The sequence below is a fragment of the Mesorhizobium sp. P3_B5 genome (assembly GCF_056402815.1).
Genome location: NZ_JBFUGR010000005.1, coordinates 126681 through 144882 on the forward strand (window position 1 = coordinate 126681; position 18202 = coordinate 144882).

The window sequence follows — 18202 nt, forward strand, 5'->3', positions numbered from 1 at the left end:
AACGTTGAAGGGTTGAATTATCGAACAAAGTATGAACATCAATTAGGGAAGTGCATCAAAATCAGCCCTCCGGGCCGCGTGAACAATATCTGCAAGCTCTTCGGGTTTGATGACCTGGACAGCATCCCCCCACTGGTAAAGGTGCCAGGCCATCTCGAGCCACCCAGAGGCCTTGAACCGCACTTCAAGTGCGCCATCTTCAGTTACGCGCACTCGTTGATTGGGATGAAAGCGCCATTCCGCAGCGCGATCGGCCGCTTCTGGAGCGAAGCGCCACACGACCTCACCGAATTGGCTGTCGTCTTGGAATGACCCGAACGCTCGCGCCGCATGCGCTGCAAGATCAAAATCGAGGTCTCGCGCAAACCATTCGTCCGTCACTTCGACCGCGCTGATTCGGTCAAAGCGGAAATGCCGAAGCTTCAGTCCTTTATCGGGTTGCCTCCCGACGAGGTAGCGCCGCGCACCGAGAAGAACGCCGTAAGGTTCGACAAGACGTAGACTGTCATTGTAGCTGAAGCGAAGCCTATACGGTCCCCGAAGCGCTGCGGTCACTGCGTCGGTCACGGCTTGTGCCACGGCAACGAATGGCCCTGGCCTTGCTGCAACTCCGTGAACCTCAAGCATCGCTTCGGCGTCAGCTTCCGCGCGCCGTGCTTCTTTGACAGGCAGTGCCGCCAGAAGGCGGTCACGAAGGCTCGCCAAAGCGCGGGCTTGCCTTGAATCACCGCTTTCCCGAAGTCGGGAAATCGCGAATTCGAGCCCCTCGAGCTCCTCATCCCCGGAGAGCCGCAATCTAGCAAGTGGGATCTCGCGAACCATCCAGCGCCGTTCCCGAGTTTGATCTTCGGCGATCTCTACAGCGTGTGGAAATGCCTCGGCGAGCGCTGAGGTCATGCGCTGCGCAGTTCGATGGCTTACCTCGAAATGCTCACAAATATCCACGAGCGTGACGCCGCGGAACCGTGAGCAGGCGAAATCAGCCAGTCTGAGAAGTTCTTTTGCCTTGGAATAGGACATGGCGTGGTCGTGTCCCCGGTGGTGGCGTAGCTGACGGAAGCGAAGGGTGGGAATTCGGCTGTTAAACAAATATCGCGGACAGAAAGAGCGGAGCCCATCGCGGACTAGGCCCTGAAGTCACGGCGAGCTACCAACATCGCTACCGCCCCGGACTATCATCACAAAGACATTTGCACCGTCCCAAAACGCTTCTCTGACATCAAGCGGAAGTTGATTCCAGGCACCTAATAGAGAACCGTTCTCGGAGGCGTCGCATACAAGCAAACAGGAATAGTCGTAGCTCCATTCGCCCTTGATGGGACCGGGATCCGAGTAGGGAAAGGAACGATAGAAAAATGCCTCCCTGATACAATCAACCAAAACCGTTTCGGCTTGCGTGATTGACCCGCCGTCAAAGTATTTGCCTTCGAACACTATGGGGTATGGAAAAGGGGAGCTTAGGGCAAAATCCGGGCAAGCCCGCTCTAGTTTGCCTGCCTTCCAAGCATTGAAGAGGTCTGAGCCTTTACCCATCAACTTCTTTATGAAGGGGGTGCGAGCGGTTCTACTTGCCGACTTTTCACAATAGGGCTGAATATCAGCGTTATTCCAAAATTCAGAGAGAAACGCGGTTCGGGTGGTATTTCCAGTCATCCCCTTGGTTTGTTTCGCTAGCTCGTAGACCACAGGCGTAACAAAGTGATTGAGAAATGCCCACTCTTTTCCTCCAAGATGCCTCTTTGTTGGATCGTTTTTGGCAGTTTCAATCAGTTCACCGATCTTGATCCTCATCGATGCAGCATGAGGTAGCGACGCTTGGATTAGTCGATGAAGATCCTGCAAAAATGTGAATGCTTGGCGCTTTAACTCAATTCGTGACATTCCATCCCCCAAATGGTCGCGTCCCGCGGAGTGGTAGTGGTGTAGTTGGCAGCTGATGGCCGCAGCCGTGCATGCCGGGATTGTGAATGCGCCGTGCCTGCTAGCTGAAGACAGGATCGCTCATCTCGATGATTGTTTCCAGCATCGCCTCGAGTATATTCTCGCCGACTGTGCTCGCCAGGTTCAGGAAGTTTCACCGGACAAACCGGGACTGTTTGCAGGCGGGCCGTCCGCTGTCAGATCGAGCGCCGGTGCTTCGGCATAAATGAAAGTGCGCCACATCTCGATGACGGCCTCGATGGCCTGATCGAACCGCACGATGGACTTGTCGCGCCGTCGGATGATAACGCCGCCGGTCCAGCCGCCCTCGGCTTGCTGCCAATCTCCTTCGATTGTGTCGCCGCGATAGGTAACACTCTCGATCGATCCGCCGGACGCGATCGAACACGTGGCACGGGTATAGAGATGCTTAAAGGCCGTCGCCATGTCCTGGATATCCCTGAACGACGGCGTGCGCGTCGTGACTGCCTTTTGGAAGTCCGTCAGGGTCTTATAGCGCTGGGCGAAAACCTGATTCCTACGGGCATGATAGCGGTAGTAGTGATCGGCCATGTGGAAGGAGGAAACAGCTGCGTGAAATGCCTTGCGGATTGAGTGGGGCGTTTCTTTCCAGTCGTCGTAGTCGTCGACGACAAAGCCATCAAAGAAGTCGTAAGGTGTCATTCCCATGGTCGCATCTCGATCAAGAGTTGGCTCTTGCAGCGAAGCCTGTATATTTTCTGGCGAACACGCACAGCAAACGCTGAATTACCAGATTTTGGTGGCAGAGGGGGACAGCCGTGACCGCGACTACTGACTACGGAATCCGCTTGGGTGACAAAGCGGCATTGGCTGTGGGTTTGGCCGCAAGGCCCCAGGGCACAACGATGGGCGAGATCAGGAGTCATACCGACCAAGGTCAATACAATGTGTTCAAGAGACTAGAAGAAGTCGGCCACACAGTCATCCGCAAGGGCAAGGGCGCGCAGATGCGCATTTGGCTCCGGCACAAGGCTGCGGGCGAGGCTGATCTAAAAGAAGCCAATGAGGTGGTTGATATGCTGCCACGGGAGGTGGTCGACGAAGTTACCGATGCCGTCATGCTGACCTTCTCGTTGGAACGCGATCTTCAGGTAGCGCTGCGCGCGAACCTCGCTCAGTTAGAAGACGGGCTCGTTGTGGCGGACCATGGATCAGAGGAAAAGTTTCGGGATATCACGGCGCAGGACCGGGACGGAAATCTGGTCGTGATCGAGTTGAAGGCAACCAAGGCCGGAAAGGACGCGGTAGCCCAGCTCCTAGCCTACATGGCCGAGGCTGCCACGATGCGGAATGTCGACAAGGGAAAGGTTCGGGGAATCCTTGTTGCACCGGCATTCCAGGAAAAAGCACTTTCAGCGGCGTCGATGACCCCGGCGGTTGCGCTCAAGACCTACCGGGTTGGGTTCTCGTTCACGGATGCGTCGTAGCGGCACCAATTCCGCCCTTCGCTTGCGCCAACCTCGCAGAAATCACGAGCCACGCCTGAAGCCTGGCCCAAATCCCAGGCAATAGAGCAGCGCTATCCCCCGAGCCCGCAAGAGTGTGGGACATTGACCGGGATCGATCCAAGGCGTTTGCCGTCGTAGCCTTCCGCGACCGTCGCTATCACCGCCAGGTTCCAGCCATAGCCGCAGTGGGCAGTGTCCGGGCGCTCCAGCAGCCCGAGATAAGTCTGATCGTTTGAGACGATGACGTTGGTAATCTTCATATCCTCCGGCAGATATGCCTTGGGGAACAGCCGGTAGCTCAATAGGTCATTCGGATCTGTGAAAGCGACAAAGCGGATGGGGCCGGCCGGTTCGGCGACAAACGCCTTGTTCTTGCGAGCTCGCGCGCTGGCGAACACGTCGAGGAGCGATCCACTGGCTCGATCCACCGATTTGTTAGCTACAATCCTGGCTGTGCCTGGAGAGTAGGTTGCGGCATTCAGGAGAGGTATCTGGTTTGCCAGCAGGAAAACCATTTGGACATCGCCAAGGCGTTGGGCAATTAGCGACTGTTCCGATGCCGGCGCGGTTTCCCATATCGAGACGATAGCATCGGAGAGTATTTTGCTGCCCAGGCTTTCCGCAACCAGCACAGTCTTCCGCCGGGGCTTGCTGTCGTCGATAGCGCAGCGGCCTTTGGCTGAAATATTGCCGCCCAGAGCGTCACAAACTTCAGAGCGCATCCAGGATCTGGTTGGGTTGCCAGCCGTGCCCGTGTAAATCACAGCGTCGGAGAAACAGTCGTCGATCAGCCCTTTTTTGAGATCCCTATTCAGGCTGGCACGCTTAAGTTCATCATTGTGATCAAGCCCAATCGCGATTTTTGCACCGGCGGCGAGGGGCGACCAGACGAGAAAACGAAGTTCCAGTGCATGTCCGTTCACACTGTGATTGAACGTGACGCGCGCGGCGCGCCCTGGGCCATACACAGTGTTTCGCCTAGACGACCCAATTGGGATTGCCTGTTGGAGTAGGGCATGACGGTTATCTGCCCAGTCTTCTTCGTGAGTGCACATCCCGTGCACCCAGACGACCCGTAGGTCTTCTTGCTTGGCAAAGCTCATAATGCCGCCAAAGCTGGATGCGTTGGTTAGGCCAGGTTCTTGAATCTTCGGGGGGACGTAAGGGGTCGTGCACCCCGAAATCAACAATGCAGCACAGAAGATGAATACAGAAAATACCGTGCACAGAGGACGCTGTATTACTGTTGCCATCTGTTTTCCCCCAATCCCTCTTCAGTGAAGCCGAGAAAGGGAGAAAAAGCGAGTCGTTTCGACCGCGCGAGGACTATCTCACGGAAGACGCGCGAAGGCCGCGCTCACGGCAGCAGAATGCAAGCCGAAGATCCATAATAGCGCGCTTGTCTGGTGTTACATCAGTGAGCGTCGCCATCGAAATTTTCCTCTTGGCCTTCAGTTTCTCGGCAACTTGTGAATCTCAAGCCTAACCGGTCCACCACGGTCGCAGCTGGTGCAGAAAAGTGCCCTCTCGACCGAACTGAAAAGCGCGCCTTTGCCGTATCGCCGGATAAGGCCGGCGGGCTTCACTTCCGCATAGTGAGAGCAGTTCTTGCACCAGGCCCGCAGGGTGTGCCATTCGCGGAGGTCGCCGAGCGCGACGTCGAGGCCGGCGTGCACGCTGCCGTCTACGATCGTCTGCGGGTCAATCTTGACGTCGCCAGGTGTCAGCATCTTCTCCATCACATGCCGTGCGTTGTAGTGGATTAGCAGCATTCCCGGGCGTCTTCGGATCGCGACGTGCCAGGCGGTTTGGCTGATAAAGAAATCCGGTGACCGGCATAGCGTCTCGACGAGCTGGGTCTCGTCCCGATCCCAAACTTCGATCCGAAAATTGTCCTCTGCAGTTTTTCCCATAGCTTCGCCGGCCAGCGCGGTGACGCCTCGCCATGGTCCCTTTTTTGCCTAGATCGAGGATGGAAATAAGGAACATATTCCTCGCCAGTCAAGATGATCTTGACTCTTGTGTTCTCTTTTTGTTCACTGTTGGCAGGATAGCAACAGGAGGAAGTCATGGAGCTTCGCTTGGACATCGAGGGTGCCACGCCCTTAGAGATCGCGCGCGGTATCGAAGCGGCCCAGACCGTCTTTGAGGGGGCGAAGGAAATGCCCAAGGCGGCGATGTTCAATGCTCGGATAGAAGGTGTCGACACGACACCGGCCTTTCGAGACGCGTTCAAATCGAAGCGCTGTCTGATCCCAGCCTACGGCTACTACGAGTGGACGATATCGCCGGCAGACGGAAAGAAAGATCCATGGCACATCTTCCAGTCCGGCCATGCGCCGTTCTCATTCGCTGGCCTATGGGCCTACAATTCGAACCTTGAAATCACGAGTTGCACGATCATCACCGAGGCATCAGCGGCGCCGGTTAATCAGATCCACGACCGCCAGCCGCTCATTCTGGATTCGGCTTTCTACGACGCCTGGCTCGATCCCAAGACGCCGGCCGGAGACCTGAAAGACATCTTGCGCCACGACATTGACGGGAGCCTGCCTATGAGCGACGAAATCAGACTTCCCATGCCGGAACACGTCACACCGCCGGGAATCCAGCACCACGTCTGCGAGCACGCCGGATGCGTCAGGGATGCCGGTTGGGGCTTCGCCAAGCCCCGGCAGGGGCCGCATTGGTTCTGCTTCGAACACCGCGCTGAAGGTGAGCGCTTTCTGTGAGGAGGAAACAACAATGCCCCGTTTAAGCGTTGCAGCGGAGCTCGAGAGCGCTGCGGGTCGGATCGCCGATATCTCTCGCGCCGATCTTCAGATCATGCTTCGAAGGGCCGCGCTCGTGCTCCGCAATATCACGGGTGTCACGCTCGATCCCGCAGCCGACGAGTCGATTAATGGCATCGCTGCGGAAATGAGCATGTCGAAGCCCGAGCTTATCAAGACCATCCTTGGAGACTGGCTGATCGCGAACGCGTATGTGCCGGTGCCTTATGCTCTCGACGACGAGAGGGCCACGGACGGAAGTGCATAGCCAATGTCAGACAACATTCTACCCACCCAGAAGAAACCCAAGCTGATCGTAGTTGTGGCGTTCGACCGTGGCGACGAAGGCGAACTGTTCACGGCCTACGGCCCAACAGATCAGCAGACCGAGGAACGCGCGATCCGCACCGCCAAAGCGCTGGCCTCGAACCATGTCGGAGTGATCGCTTGGAGCCGCGATGCCGACCCGGCGCTCGGCGACTATGGGCCGCCGACGGTGTTGTTCACCAATGGTGATGTTCCGGACATGGAGTAACCCGCCAATTCCGGCCAGATAGCGTTTGCTGTGCTCATTCAAGGCCAAGAATTTGTCGGCCCCGAGCAAAACACGCGTCGGCACGGGACTCCTCAAGCACAGGCTTGTCACGGCCATCAAGCATTTCCCTGCATGAGTTCAGAAGTTTTCCAGCGTCGTTCTGAGCCGCCTCGGCCACAGCTAGCCAACTAGCTCTCGTCGCGAAATCCCGCCCATCGAAATAGCATTAGTCAGGGACACGGCCGCCAGCGGAGTCTGCGATCTCAATGATCTCAATTCGATGGTAATCAACGTGGGGTTGCAGACCTCGTTTCGAAGACAGGTAACCATTCAGCATAGCGATTGATGTTCGACAGCGCACGAGAGGGATGGCTGACTTCAAAGTAGGACAGGCTCCTCGATTTGATCTCGTCGAAGAGCCCGGATGCACTGAGAGCGCGCGAGGCGTCGCCTCCCATTGCTACAACTTTTCGTAGCCTCGGCATATGTTTGATTGTGAATCGAACGACTGGCGCGGAGATCGCAAACGCATGCGGTGCGTCCGGCAAATCACCTCGCTTCAGACCGTCGTTGCGGAGGAGAAAGCAGGCGGAAATATACAGGAAGTTGCAAGATGTGTTCTGAAAAAAACCATCCTCGAGCTGGCCAAAATGACGAAGCGTCTTGAGCAAATTCTTGTTCGTCGGGGCCTTGGGGTTGTGGCTGTAGGGGTTCGTATCACCGGCGTCCAAGCGCTCTTCAATGTGTTGCGCAGGGTAAAAGTCCTTGGCGATCAAGAGGTGTTCCCCGTCCCAATCGCCGAGCAACGTCTCCGTTCCCCAGAGGTTCTTGTTGCCCAAGCCGAAAGAGAAAATGTTCCTGTAACGTGCATGGTATATTTTGCGCACCGACTGTGGAATTGCAGGTGTCTTGAAACCCAAAACTGTTGTTGTCACAGTCTGTCCCATCGCTTTGCCTTCAGCCAACCGGCCGCTGTAGCTTTTCGCCAACGCGTCTGCGTAGCTCGGCTTTCCCACACCTCTCCCCCCCCCTATGGCATTACTGCTATCGCTGGGCCTTGAGGAAAAGTAGAGGCTTGTCCTTGATCTACTAGAAAAATTAGGATCAGCTTATGTAGCCAATGAGGTTACAACAAATGCCAAACGAGATGAAGGTGTTGCTGCGGGGGGACGTGACGCTGCGTAGTGACCCGGGTCCCCCGCTGAACAAGAAGTATGGACGCATTACAGTCCGCACAAGCCGAGAGGAGTTTGTTTTCGTTGGCGAAGGCGACACAGCCAGAGGCGCCTTGGGTTATATCCAAAGGGCTCACTCCGGAAGCGGCGCTTCCGACAAATTGAAAAGATGTCATGCCGCTGTCAAAGCAGACCGCGGTGGCGCTGCTGACATCGTCTTCGCAGAGTAGGCTTTGTGCAGGTCGCGCTGCTATCCCGCTGACAGACAATGCGGGAAGGGCAGAGACGCCAGCGAGCAAACTTCAACACCTGTGCCAGAAGATCGGCGGCTATACCTTCCGTCTGATACGCTTTCTCGTCTTGACCGATCGCCTAGATTGGCATTTGCCGCCTTCACTCGGGCTAATTGGAATTGCGCATGATTAGCGGAACTGCATGGTTGAGCGCGCTGTAACAATTCGTGAAAGTAGCCGGTCGACTTATCGCTATAACCTCAAAGATGTTGAGGTTGCTCACCCCCGCCCAAGCTGCTGAATTCCTCGCCGTCACTCCGAAGCACCTGCTCGAGCTGACGAAAGAAGGCGCTTTGCCCTGGGTGAACATTGGTCTCGAGGGGAAGAGGCCCACCCGTCGCTATCAACAAGACGACCTTGCCGAGTTCATTGTAAAGCGGAGCCAAAAAGCATGCCGGTATATCGAAAGCACGGCAAACCAGAATACACCTATGACTTCCAGTTTCACGGTCGTCGATTTTCCGGTCCCACGGGCACGAGCAACAAGCGCCAGGCGGAACGCGTCCTAGAGCTCAAGCGGCAGGACGCGCAGAGCAAGCTCAAGACGGCTGCAAGCTTCACTGCCGAAGGACCGATGACACTCGAGATAGCTGCTTCCCGCTATTGGCTGGAGGTGGGGCAACACCTAGCCAATTCCGGTAACTACTACCGATTTCTCGGGTGGCTCCTCGATCATTTTGGCAAGCACGTCACGTTGGATCGGATCTCGGACTCCTTGGTGGCTGCGATGGTATCGCAGAGGCGCAGCGACGGCGTCAGCAACGCCACTGTCAATCGCACCTCTACAGTTCCGCTCCGCGGTATCATGACCCGGGCCAAGAAGACCTGGAAGGTCCCAGTCGGTGATATCGACTGGAGCAGGCATATGCTCAAAGAGCCGAAGGAACGCGTTCGTGAAGCGAGCCAAGACGAAGAGAAGCGCCTGCTGAATGCGATGCGCGGGGACTATGAGCCCGCTGTTCGGTTTGCTCTCCTAACCGGTTGCCGTCGCATGGAGATCGTTGACCTCACGTGGTCCCGCATTGATTTCTTCGGCAGGACGATCACCGTCACTGGCAAGGGCGATAAGACCAGGGTCCTCCCGATGACAGAGGCGGTGCATACCCTCTTGTGGGTCCTGAAGGACCACCATCCGGCGTCGGTCTTCACCTACATCGCCCGGAGAACAAACAAACGTCTCGAACTCGTTAGAGGGACCCGCTACCCCATCACGATGGAAGGCTTCAAGACAGCCTGGCGACGCTACAGAGACAAATCAGGCGTGGAGAACTTCCGGTTCCACGACACGCGCCATACAGCCGCGACGAGAACCCTGCGCAAGGGCAACATGAAGATCGTGCAGAGAATGCTGGGCCACGAGGACATCACCACCACTGCGAAATACGCCCATGCGATGATCGAGGATATGCGTATTGCCATGGAAGCAGCAAATCACACCGGGAGTCACACCGGGACTGAGAGGCCGGCACCTAAATCACTGAAAGATATAAAGAAATCGGCCTGAGCAACCTTGACCCCCAGTCAAGTGCGCTACCGGGCTGCGCTACACTCCGGACCGGTCGCGATGTATCGTGATAAGCCGGTTCGGGTCAACCGAATTCGGCGGCTTTTCTGCTGGATGGAATTGGCGCCTTCGGCACGGGCTGCAGTGCCGGCCGCAACAGCCGCTGGTGACGGTATTCGAGCGCGATGGCGCCCCATATCAGGCCGAGCAGCAGATAGACGTGGCGCCAGTGGTCGATGTCGATGAAGGTGCCGAGCCCGATATTGCCGATGAAGGCGACATAGGCGCACAGCAGATAGGGCTGCCATGGCCGGTCGCGCAAAAGGATGCGGAAGCCGGCAGCGATCGTCCACAAGGTCAGCGACAGGAATGAGACGAAGCCGAGCCAGCCATAGTCCATCAGCGTCTTCAACCAGATGTCGTGCGTGTCTTCGCCAAAGATCGTGCCGAAGACCAGCGGGCCGATGCCGAACGGATGTTCCAGCGCCATCTGGAAACCGATCGTGTAGCGGGCGAAACGGCCGAGACGAGCCGTGTCATAGCTCTGTTCGAGCTGGGCGCGGCTGGAAAACATCTCGGAAACGCCGGGAAGCTGCAGGATGACGATCATCGCGATGACCAGCAGCGCGATTGCGGCGATGGTCATGACGACGACACGCAGCCGGAACTTGCCGCTGTTGCTCTGCAGGAACAGGCAGCCGGTGAGCAGGATCGCCGAGACGGCGAACATGCCCCAGGCGCCGCGCGAGAAGGAGAAGAAGATGCCGGCGGTTATGATCAGCAGCGGCACCGCCAGCAGCGGCATGCGCGCGATCGAGCCGGTCAACAGGAGATAGAGCAGATAGGTGCCGGGCAGCACCAGGAACGGCCCGAACACATTCGGATCCTGAAAAGCGCCCTGGGCGCGGTCGTATCTGGTGAAGATATCGGCGCCGGGGAAAGCGTGGAAATAGCCGGCAATGCCGAGCAGCGAAGTCGCTACCGCGGAGAAGACATAGGCGATGAAGATCAGCCGGTAGAGGTTGGGCTGCACCGCTGTCACCGAGGCGAAGAACACCGCGGTGAAGGCGAGGAACAGCGACACGGCGAGATAGAGCGGCGTGTTGGCGAGGTCCGACATCTGCGTCATCGCGATCATGCCGCCGATGTTCATCGTCAGCAGCAGCACCAGCAGCGGCGCCGCCGCGCGCGAGATGCGCAGGCCGAACAACGCCCACACGCCGATCAGCCCGACCATGTAGAGATCGTAGGGCGCCGGCTCGTCGATGACGAAGCCGGACAGAAAGACGCCGAAGAAAACCGCGCCCGACGCGATCAGCGCGATCAGCTTGGCGTTGACCGCCGAAGGCGGCAGCGTGTTGACCACCGAAGGCGGCAACGTGTTGACCGCGGCCGGCGCATGCGTGAAGGCGCTCAATACGCGTTTTCCGTGTTGAGCAGCCGCACCGGCGTCAACAGCAGGATGCGCAGATCGAACAGCAGCGACCAGTTCTCGATGTAGTAGAGGTCGTACTCCGTGCGCATGCGGATCTTTTCGTTGGTGTCCATCTCGCCGCGCCAGCCATTGATCTGCGCCCAGCCGGTGACGCCGGGCTTGACCTTGTGGCGGGCGAAATAGCCGTCGACCACCTCGTTGTAGAGAAGGTTGTGCGACTGGGCGGCGATGGCGTGCGGGCGCGGACCGACCAGCGACAGCGAGCCGAGCAGCGAATTGAAGAACTGCGGCAGTTCGTCGATCGAGCTCTTGCGGATGAAGCGGCCGACGCGGGTGACGCGCGGATCGTTCTTGGTCACCGTCTGCTTGGCGGTCGGGTCCGAGCGGTCGGTATACATCGAGCGGAATTTGTAGACCTCGATGATCTCGTTGTTGAAGCCATGCCGCTTCTGCCGAAACAGCACCGGTCCCTTGCTGTCGAGCTTGATGGCGATGGCCGTGGCCAGCATGACCGGCGAGAACAGGATGATGCCGATGATGGAGAAGATGATGTCGAAGGCGCGCTTGGCAACCGAATCCCAGTCGTTGATCGGCCTGTCGAAGATGTCGAGCATCGGCACCGAGCCGATATAGGAGTAGGCGCGCGGGCGGAACTGCAGCGCGTTCGAATGCGCCGACAGCCGTATATCGACCGGCAGCACCCACAGCTTCTTCAACAGCTGCAACACGCGCGATTCGGCGGTCAGCGGCAGTGACACGATCAGCATGTCGATGCGTGCGATGCGGGCGAACTCGATCAGCTCGGAAATATTGCCGAGCTTGGGATAGCCGGCAACGATGGGCGGCGAGCGCTTGTCGTCGCGGTCGTCGAAGATGCCGCAGATGCGGATGTCGTTGTAAGGCTGTTTTTCGACCGAGCGGATCAGCTGCTCCGCTGCCTTGCCGCCGCCGACGATAACGGCGCGGCGCTCCATGCGCCCGTTGCGCGCCCAGCTGCGGATCAGCTTCGACATCACCAGCCTGAGGCCGAAGATCAGCACGAAACCGACGACGAACCAGGCGCCGAAAAGCAGGCGCGAATAGTCCTCGGATATCTTGAAGGTAAACGCCGTCAGCGCCATCAGCGCGTAGGTCCCGGCCCAGACCAGCAGCATGCGGCCGAAATTGGCGATCGGCCGCATCAAGGCGACGATCTGGTAGCAGTCGCTGACATCGAGCAGCACCACGGCGACGAACGAAGCGGCGGCGATGGTCAGCGGATACTGCCAGGCGAGATAGTTGAAGAAGCCGACATAGTGGAAATAGAGCAGGAGTCCGGACGCGAACAGCAGCCCGAATTCGACCAGGCGCAACACGCCGCTGACCATGATCGGCGACATCGTATCGCGCCGGTACTGCGAAGCGACCTGGCGGGCGACATTGTTCAGGCTGCCGGGCGCATCGCCTTCAGCAGGACTCTCGAGTTTGCGCACCGCGTCGGCAGAAAAACGGCGCGTGGGGTCGATTTCGTTCATGGAACTTTCCCGCGGGCTTCGCCCAACTGGATAGCAAAAGAGAGCTAAGAAAGCCTTGAAGCAACAGGTGGCTTTGGAAAGGGTTCAGCGCCCGAGGGCGGCGAAGTAGGCTTTCTCGATCTCGGCCGCCATGACGTCGGCGCCGAAGCGCGCCTTGAGGTCGGCGGTGCCGGGCATCAGGCTGATATAGGCGCCGAGGTCGGCCATCGCCTCGCTCACCTTGTGGCCGAGCTGCTTAGGGTCGGGGCGGATCAGGGCAGGGGAGGTCTCGCCGAAAATCTCCGGTATGCCGCCAACGGCGGTGGCGATCATCGGCATGCCTGCCGCCAGCGTCTCCAGCACGATATAGGGCATGGCTTCCGCGCGGGATGGCACGATAACAAGCTCCGCCAGCGCAAAGGCATCCCTTGCCGGCATTGGCGGCAGGAAGCGGACTTGGCCGTCGAGCCCGAGCCGCTTCACTTGTGCGTGATAGCGCGGCAGGTCGTCGCCATCGCCGACCATCACGGCGCTAAGCGGGCGGCCAAGCCGGGTTGCGGCCAGCACCAGCGCATCGATGAAAATGTCTGGCCCTTTGAGGTCGCGCATCATGCCGATGTAGAGCAGGTCGGCAGCATTCGGCACTGTGCCGACCGGTTCGAATTCGGCGGCGCGCAGGCCGTTATAGACCAGCCTGTTGGGGATCGGCGGCTCGCCGACTTTCCGGCGATAGGTTCGCCTCTCATAATCGGAGACAAACAGCAGGCAGTCGGTGAAGCGGCCCATGAAGCGTTCGAGCGCGAAGAACAGTTTTCCCGTGGCCGTGGTTTCGTCATAGTGGAGAGAGCCGCCATGCGGCGAATAAAGGCGGGCTACGCGAGACCTTGATACCCGCAACAATGAGCCGAACAGACGGGCATAGGCGCCACCCTTGGCGCCGTGCCCGTGAAGCACGTCCGGCCGCAATTCCTTGATAATCTTGTAGGTGCGCCAGGCCGAGGCGAGGTCGCCCGGCCCGACATGACGCTGCATCGGCGTGCGATGGATGCCGAGCGCCAGGCTGCCTTTCATCTGTTCGAACAGGTGTTCCTCGAAATCGCCGCCCGTCGTCGAATCGCAGACGATGCCGACGGAATGACCGGCGGCGACCTGCGCCTCGGTCAGGTCGCGCACATGCCGAAAAATCCCTCCGACGGGTGAGCGAAAACAGTGGACGATCCTGAGCGTGTCCGCCACGTGGTCTAGAACAGGCGTTCGCGGACGTAGACGGTGTCGCCGGGCAGCAGCGGGTCCGAGGTGACCACGCGCCCGGTCATCACCTTGCCGTTGATGTCGCGGGTGATGTCGACGCTCTCCTGGTTGGCGCGTGGCGAGAAGCCGCCGGCAATCGCGATCGCCTTCTGCACGGTCAGGCCCGGCACGTAGGAATACTGGCCTGCGGCACCGACTTCGCCCATGACGAAGATCGGCCGGTAGCGGTCGATCTCGACCGACACATCGGGGTCGCGCAGATAGCCTTGGCGCAGTTTGTCAGCGATCTCTTTCTCCAGCTGTACGGCCGTGTGGCCACGTGCCGGCACGGCACCGACCAGCGGGAAGGAGAGGTAGCCGGACTGGTCGACGCTATAGGTGTTGGTCAATCCCTCCTGCTCGAACACGGTGACGCGGACACGGTCGCCGGCGCCGAGGCGGTAGGGCTGTTCGAGCACTTCGTGGAAGGCTGCCGGCGTCGGCCTGTAGCTGGAGCAGCCGGCAAGCATCGACACGGCAAGCAGAGCGCGAAAGAGGGAAGCAGTGCTTTTCATGAGCGGACACGAACCTTCATCACTCTGGCCGCCAGGACGTCGCGGCAAACCTTAAGGGATCCGGGTTCGTTATCATCCCGTTAGGGTTAATGGCCGGTAAAGGGGCGCGGCCGATGTGGCGGCAATCGATAGAAACCGGGCCGTTTTCCGGTCGTTGTTTGCCGCCTGCGCGCCAAACTCTGACGGCTGCTTACAGCGTTCTTAACGGCTGAGTTACCATAGTTGTTTACGGTGCAATCTAGACTCAGTACCGGAGCAGGAATGCATGTCCGTTCAGTCCGCGGCCGCAGATGTCGATGTCGATCTCAGGCAACTCTTCGCAAGTCTTGCGAGGAACTGGCTGCGCATTCTTGTGGTCGCGCTGGTGGTGACAGGGCTGGCGTTCGCCTTTGCCTGGCTCGCCACGCCGCACTACAAGGCCACGACGCTGCTGAAGATCCAGATGAACGAATCGGCCTTCACCCGCCCTGCCGGCACCAATGACGACGACAAGCCGGTCCTTGATGCGGAAGGTGTGGCCACCGAGGTTCAGGTCATTTCCTCATCCGATATCCTCAATAAGGTGGCCGAACAGCTCAATTTGGCAAATAAGCCGGAGTTCGACGATGCGTTGAACATGTCGCCGGTTACCCGCTTTCTGGTCATTGCCGGCCTGAAAAGCGATCCGGAAGAAATGCAGCAGGAAGAGCGCGTGCTGAAGAAGATGCGCGACAAGCTCAATGTCTACGGCGTCGAGAAGACGCGAGCGATCGCCATCGAATTTTCCTCCGAAGATCCCAAGCTTGCCGCCGACATTCCGAACGCCATTGCAGCCGCCTACATCGCCTACCAGGCGGCGGCGAAGACCAAATCGAATTCCGCGGCCACGGCCTTCCTGGGGCCGGAAATTACCGACCTGCAGGCGCAGGTGAAGGCTGCCGAGGCCAAGGTTGCTGCCTACCGGGCGCAGTCGGACCTGTTGATGGGTGGCAACAATTCAGTGCTGGCGACACAACAGCTGTCCGAGCTGTCGAGCGAACTGTCGCGGGTGCGCGCCAATCGCGCCGCGGCCGAAGCGACTGCCGACAGCGTGCGCAAGGCATTGCAGAACGGCGCCTCGCTGGATGCGGTGCCGGAGGTGCTGTCGTCCGATCTGATCCAGCGCTTGCGCGAGCGCCAGGTCGAGCTGAAGACCAACATCGCCGACCTCTCCACCACCTTGCTCGACAATCATCCGCGCATCCGGGCGCTGCGGTCGCAGCTCGCCGATCTCGACGGCCAGATTCGCAACGAGGCGCAAAAGATCATGCGCGGATTGTTGACCCAGGCGCAGACGGCCAAGGCCCGTGAAAGCCAGCTCATCGCCGACGTCAATACGCTCAAGGCTGCATCGGCGCGCGCCGGCGAGGAACAGGTCGAACTCGATGCGCTGCAGCGCGAAGCGACCGCGCGGCGCCAGCAACTCGAATCCTACATGACCAGCTTCCGTGAAGCGTCCTCGCGCAAGGACCGCAACTATCTGCCGGTCGATGCCAGTGTGTTTTCCGAAGCGCGGATGCCGTCCGAACCCTATTTCCCGAAGATCGTCCCGATCGTCGGCGCGGCCTTCGTCGGTTCGCTGCTGCTGATGGCGATCGTGACGCTTCTCCAGGAATTGTTCTCGGGTCGCGCCATGCGCCCGGCCCCGGGCGCCCGTTTCGAGCACATCGAGCAGGTTGCGATGCCGGCTGCCCGCCAGGAGCCGGCGATTGTCGAAATCGCGGAAGCCGAGGATCATCCGGCTGTGGCTGAAACCGAGACGGAGCCGGCAGCGGCTGTCGTGGCGGAAAAGGCTGCCGCGAGGGCCGAACCGGTGCGCTCCAGCCTCGGCGAAGTCGACGTCGAAAAGGCAGCCGAAAAGCTGATCGCCAGCGGTGCGGCCCGCGCCATATTCGTGTCGCCCGAAGGCGACGAAGCGGCGGCCTCGGCGGTGCTGGTGGCGCGCGAAGTCTCCGACGCCGGGCTGCGCGTTTTGCTGCTCGATCTCACCGCTTCGGGCGCTGCCTCGCGGCCGATGCTCGACAGCGGGCTTTTCCCCGGGATCACCAATCTGCTCGCCTCCGAGGCGCAGTTCAGCGAGGTCATCCATCCCGATCTCTATTCGGACTGCCACGTCATTCCCGTCGGCACCGCCGATCCGGTTCGCGCCATGCGCGCCGCCGACCGGCTGCCGATCATCATGCAGTCGCTGACCACCGCCTACGATCTGGTCGTCGTCGAATGCGGCCCTACCGATGCGCAAGGAATCAGCCGCCTGGTGGGCGAGGGCACCGAGGTCTTCCTCTCCATGCTGGAGCCCCATGACGAGGTGGCGCAGGCGGCGGTCAAGCTGATCGAGAACGGCTATCCCGAGCTCACTCTGGTGACGCCGATCGGCCACGAGACACCGGGAACGCCGGTGCCGGGACGACTTAGCGCCGCCTGAGATATGCGATACCTACTCTGGCGGCGCGGCGATTGGCGGAAGCAGGCGTGACATCTGATCTCCCCCGCAAGGGGGGAGATCAGGCAGTTTCTGCGCCGCATCCAGCTTCAGCTGTCGTCCTCGGCAGCCGCAGGTGCAGCCTGTCCGGCGGTCTTGCGGCGCAGCATCTTGGTCAGCTTCCAGATCGTCGGGCTGTTCTTGATGCAGGCCTTCAGCCGCGCGCTTTGCCGCAGCACAAGCGCCAGCGCGCGGCCTTTCAAGCTCAGGGGGACCAGCACCTCGAAATGCTGGGTCTCGATGTCGCACCACAGCCGCTTGTAGGGTTCGTCGCCGACCGAGAAATCATAGACGTCGAAGCCCGTCTCGCAGGCCTCCTGGATGTTGTCGAAGAACAGAAAGTCGCCTGGGCTGGTGTGGCCGAGATCGTCTTCGGCGATCGCTCCGAATTCGCAGATCAGTCGTTTGCCCGAACGGCTCGATCCGGTGATGGCGCGCAGCTTGCCGGCGACCTCGAGTCCATGCAGCACGAAGGGCGGGTTTTTCTCTTGAAGCGCTTCCACGAACAGCGCGCGGAAAAAAGAACGCACTGGCGCATCGCCGAAGACATTGGCGATGCCCATCTTGCGGAAGCGGAATTCCTTCATCTCGAAGAAGGCGTCGAGCAGCCGGTTCACCTCGTCCGCCGTGCCGGCCGCGATGCGGCGGTAGCTGCCGACGGCTTCGAATTTTCGAGTCTGCGAACGGTGCTTCTTGCGCTTGCGCTTGCCGCTGGCGCGCGACAGCAAGGCATCGAAACCGCCTGCAAGGTCGACCGCGAGCGACAGATTGGGGCTCGGAAAATGCGGGAAGCTGGCAAGCGGATTGGCAGCGCCGTCGAGCTTCGGCAACAGCCGTTCCAGCGCGAGCAGGTCGATATCGGGCCGGGTCTTGCCGATTGCCGCCAGCATCGAGCGAATGGCCGAACCGTCCGGCTTGGCCAGCCAGCGCGGATCGGCGGCGGCGAAATTGCCATTGGCATGGCGGCCGGCCATGAAGCGGGCGACACGAAACGGGCCTGTGCGGGTGACTTCCAGCGCCAGCGCAAAAACCGGCCTGTCCTCAATGCTAAGGGTTGCCACGACAACGTCCGGGCCGGCCTGCGCCGTCCAGTTCCGGATCCACGACGCGCTCTGCGCCGGGGCGACCAAGGCCGAACGGCTGAATTCGCCATAGGCCGCAAGGGCTGTGCCGTCGGAGACCGAGGCCGACAGGCCGGCCTGGTCAACGGAAACCGCGCGCGGCGACGCTTCGGTTGCCGCAAGCCGATTGCCGTCAAATGACGCGGTGGCGTCAACCATA

General features: G+C 59.7%; 18 protein-coding genes. 7 read left to right on the forward strand and 11 right to left on the reverse strand.

Annotated elements, in window-relative coordinates; translation table 11 throughout:
• Positions 1-42: 42 nt before the first annotated feature.
• The 3 genes from AC1DVW_RS14755 to AC1DVW_RS14765 all read right to left on the reverse strand — a co-directional run bounded on the left by AC1DVW_RS14755 (position 43) and on the right by AC1DVW_RS14765 (position 2604).
• The gene (locus tag AC1DVW_RS14755) at positions 43-1020 is read right to left on the reverse strand and encodes a helix-turn-helix transcriptional regulator (protein WP_352535687.1); all 978 of its coding nucleotides are present in this window, start codon (positions 1018-1020) and stop codon (positions 43-45) included.
• A gap of 117 nt (positions 1021-1137) precedes the next feature.
• Positions 1138-1791 carry a hypothetical protein gene (locus tag AC1DVW_RS14760; protein WP_477323967.1) on the reverse strand — a complete coding sequence of 218 codons (654 nt, stop codon included), beginning with the start codon at positions 1789-1791 and terminating at the stop codon, positions 1138-1140.
• A 273-nt stretch (positions 1792-2064) separates the two neighbouring features.
• Positions 2065-2604 carry a hypothetical protein gene (locus AC1DVW_RS14765; protein WP_477232851.1) on the reverse strand — a complete coding sequence of 180 codons (540 nt, stop codon included), beginning with the start codon at positions 2602-2604 and terminating at the stop codon, positions 2065-2067.
• A gap of 116 nt (positions 2605-2720) precedes the next feature.
• Between AC1DVW_RS14765 and AC1DVW_RS14770 the strand changes: the two genes are divergently transcribed.
• Positions 2721-3389, forward strand: a complete 669-nt coding sequence (locus AC1DVW_RS14770) for an endonuclease NucS domain-containing protein (RefSeq protein WP_477232850.1) — start codon at positions 2721-2723, stop codon at positions 3387-3389.
• Positions 3390-3481: 92 nt separating this feature from the next.
• Here the strand turns inward: AC1DVW_RS14770 and AC1DVW_RS14775 are convergent, their stop codons facing one another.
• Positions 3482-4663: a hypothetical protein gene (locus AC1DVW_RS14775; RefSeq protein WP_477323969.1), complete on the reverse strand. Its 1182-nt coding sequence runs from the start codon at positions 4661-4663 to the stop codon at positions 3482-3484.
• 198 nt (positions 4664-4861) lie between these two features.
• The gene (locus AC1DVW_RS14780; protein ID WP_477323971.1) at positions 4862-5323 is read right to left on the reverse strand and encodes a hypothetical protein; all 462 of its coding nucleotides are present in this window, start codon (positions 5321-5323) and stop codon (positions 4862-4864) included.
• A gap of 156 nt (positions 5324-5479) precedes the next feature.
• Here AC1DVW_RS14780 and AC1DVW_RS14785 point away from each other — a divergent pair, with 156 nt between their 5' ends.
• The 3 genes from AC1DVW_RS14785 to AC1DVW_RS14795 are packed head-to-tail and all read left to right on the forward strand — an operon-like array spanning position 5480 to position 6716.
• Positions 5480-6142: an SOS response-associated peptidase gene (locus AC1DVW_RS14785; protein ID WP_477323973.1), complete on the forward strand. Its 663-nt coding sequence runs from the start codon at positions 5480-5482 to the stop codon at positions 6140-6142.
• A gap of 13 nt (positions 6143-6155) precedes the next feature.
• A complete protein-coding gene (locus tag AC1DVW_RS14790) occupies positions 6156-6449 on the forward strand; it encodes a hypothetical protein (RefSeq protein ID WP_477323975.1) in 294 nt (97 codons plus the stop codon).
• 3 nt (positions 6450-6452) lie between these two features.
• The gene (locus tag AC1DVW_RS14795) at positions 6453-6716 is read left to right on the forward strand and encodes a hypothetical protein (protein WP_477232845.1); all 264 of its coding nucleotides are present in this window, start codon (positions 6453-6455) and stop codon (positions 6714-6716) included.
• A 287-nt stretch (positions 6717-7003) separates the two neighbouring features.
• On the opposite strand, the gene AC1DVW_RS14800 is transcribed toward AC1DVW_RS14795, so the two are convergent.
• Positions 7004-7732 (reverse strand): hypothetical protein, encoded by a 729-nt coding sequence (locus AC1DVW_RS14800; RefSeq protein ID WP_477323977.1) that lies wholly within the window; start codon positions 7730-7732, stop codon positions 7004-7006.
• A gap of 658 nt (positions 7733-8390) precedes the next feature.
• On the opposite strand from AC1DVW_RS14800, the gene AC1DVW_RS14805 reads away from it, so the two are divergent.
• Positions 8391-8693, forward strand: a complete 303-nt coding sequence (locus tag AC1DVW_RS14805) for a helix-turn-helix domain-containing protein (RefSeq protein WP_477323979.1) — start codon at positions 8391-8393, stop codon at positions 8691-8693.
• Positions 8576-9688, forward strand: a complete 1113-nt coding sequence (locus tag AC1DVW_RS14810; RefSeq protein WP_477323981.1) for a tyrosine-type recombinase/integrase — start codon at positions 8576-8578, stop codon at positions 9686-9688. The genes AC1DVW_RS14805 and AC1DVW_RS14810 overlap by 118 nt, the downstream gene beginning before the upstream one ends.
• 85 nt (positions 9689-9773) lie before the next feature.
• Here AC1DVW_RS14810 and AC1DVW_RS14815 read toward each other — a convergent pair whose 3' ends face one another.
• From AC1DVW_RS14815 to AC1DVW_RS14830, 4 genes are all read right to left on the reverse strand, one after another.
• Entirely contained in the window at positions 9774-11066 is a 1293-nt protein-coding gene (locus tag AC1DVW_RS14815; RefSeq protein WP_477324378.1) for an O-antigen ligase family protein, read from the reverse strand.
• 35 nt (positions 11067-11101) lie between these two features.
• Positions 11102-12637, reverse strand: a complete 1536-nt coding sequence (locus AC1DVW_RS14820) for an undecaprenyl-phosphate glucose phosphotransferase (protein WP_477323983.1) — start codon at positions 12635-12637, stop codon at positions 11102-11104.
• 84 nt (positions 12638-12721) lie between these two features.
• On the reverse strand, positions 12722-13852 hold the full coding sequence (locus AC1DVW_RS14825; protein ID WP_477323985.1) for a glycosyltransferase: 1131 nt from the start codon (positions 13850-13852) through the stop codon (positions 12722-12724).
• 5 nt (positions 13853-13857) lie between these two features.
• Entirely contained in the window at positions 13858-14421 is a 564-nt protein-coding gene (locus AC1DVW_RS14830) for a polysaccharide biosynthesis/export family protein (RefSeq protein WP_477323987.1), read from the reverse strand.
• 265 nt (positions 14422-14686) lie between these two features.
• Here AC1DVW_RS14830 and AC1DVW_RS14835 point away from each other — a divergent pair, with 265 nt between their 5' ends.
• Positions 14687-16864: a GumC family protein gene (locus tag AC1DVW_RS14835; protein ID WP_477323989.1), complete on the forward strand. Its 2178-nt coding sequence runs from the start codon at positions 14687-14689 to the stop codon at positions 16862-16864.
• A 107-nt stretch (positions 16865-16971) separates the two neighbouring features.
• Here AC1DVW_RS14835 and AC1DVW_RS14840 read toward each other — a convergent pair whose 3' ends face one another.
• Positions 16972-18201 carry a GNAT family N-acetyltransferase gene (locus AC1DVW_RS14840; protein WP_477269223.1) on the reverse strand — a complete coding sequence of 410 codons (1230 nt, stop codon included), beginning with the start codon at positions 18199-18201 and terminating at the stop codon, positions 16972-16974.
• Between the last annotated feature and the right edge of the window lies 1 nt (position 18202).

Excerpts from the sequence above, each read along its gene's own strand:
- AC1DVW_RS14835 (WP_477323989.1), top strand. The coding sequence starts at position 14,687 with ATGTCCGTTCAGTCCGCGGCCGCAGATGTCGATGTCGATCTCAGGCAA.
- AC1DVW_RS14820 (WP_477323983.1), bottom strand. The coding sequence starts at position 12,637 with ATGAACGAAATCGACCCCACGCGCCGTTTTTCTGCCGACGCGGTGCGC.
- AC1DVW_RS14840 (WP_477269223.1), bottom strand. The coding sequence starts at position 18,201 with ATGGTTGACGCCACCGCGTCATTTGACGGCAATCGGCTTGCGGCAACC.
- AC1DVW_RS14795 (WP_477232845.1), top strand. The coding sequence starts at position 6,453 with ATGTCAGACAACATTCTACCCACCCAGAAGAAACCCAAGCTGATCGTA.
- AC1DVW_RS14790 (WP_477323975.1), top strand. The coding sequence starts at position 6,156 with ATGCCCCGTTTAAGCGTTGCAGCGGAGCTCGAGAGCGCTGCGGGTCGG.
- AC1DVW_RS14755 (WP_352535687.1), bottom strand. The coding sequence starts at position 1,020 with ATGTCCTATTCCAAGGCAAAAGAACTTCTCAGACTGGCTGATTTCGCC.
- AC1DVW_RS14805 (WP_477323979.1), top strand. The coding sequence starts at position 8,391 with ATGTTGAGGTTGCTCACCCCCGCCCAAGCTGCTGAATTCCTCGCCGTC.
- AC1DVW_RS14760 (WP_477323967.1), bottom strand. The coding sequence starts at position 1,791 with ATGAGGATCAAGATCGGTGAACTGATTGAAACTGCCAAAAACGATCCA.
- AC1DVW_RS14780 (WP_477323971.1), bottom strand. The coding sequence starts at position 5,323 with ATGGGAAAAACTGCAGAGGACAATTTTCGGATCGAAGTTTGGGATCGG.
- AC1DVW_RS14785 (WP_477323973.1), top strand. The coding sequence starts at position 5,480 with ATGGAGCTTCGCTTGGACATCGAGGGTGCCACGCCCTTAGAGATCGCG.
- AC1DVW_RS14765 (WP_477232851.1), bottom strand. The coding sequence starts at position 2,604 with ATGACACCTTACGACTTCTTTGATGGCTTTGTCGTCGACGACTACGAC.
- AC1DVW_RS14775 (WP_477323969.1), bottom strand. The coding sequence starts at position 4,663 with ATGGCAACAGTAATACAGCGTCCTCTGTGCACGGTATTTTCTGTATTC.
- AC1DVW_RS14830 (WP_477323987.1), bottom strand. The coding sequence starts at position 14,421 with ATGAAAAGCACTGCTTCCCTCTTTCGCGCTCTGCTTGCCGTGTCGATG.
- AC1DVW_RS14810 (WP_477323981.1), top strand. The coding sequence starts at position 8,576 with ATGCCGGTATATCGAAAGCACGGCAAACCAGAATACACCTATGACTTC.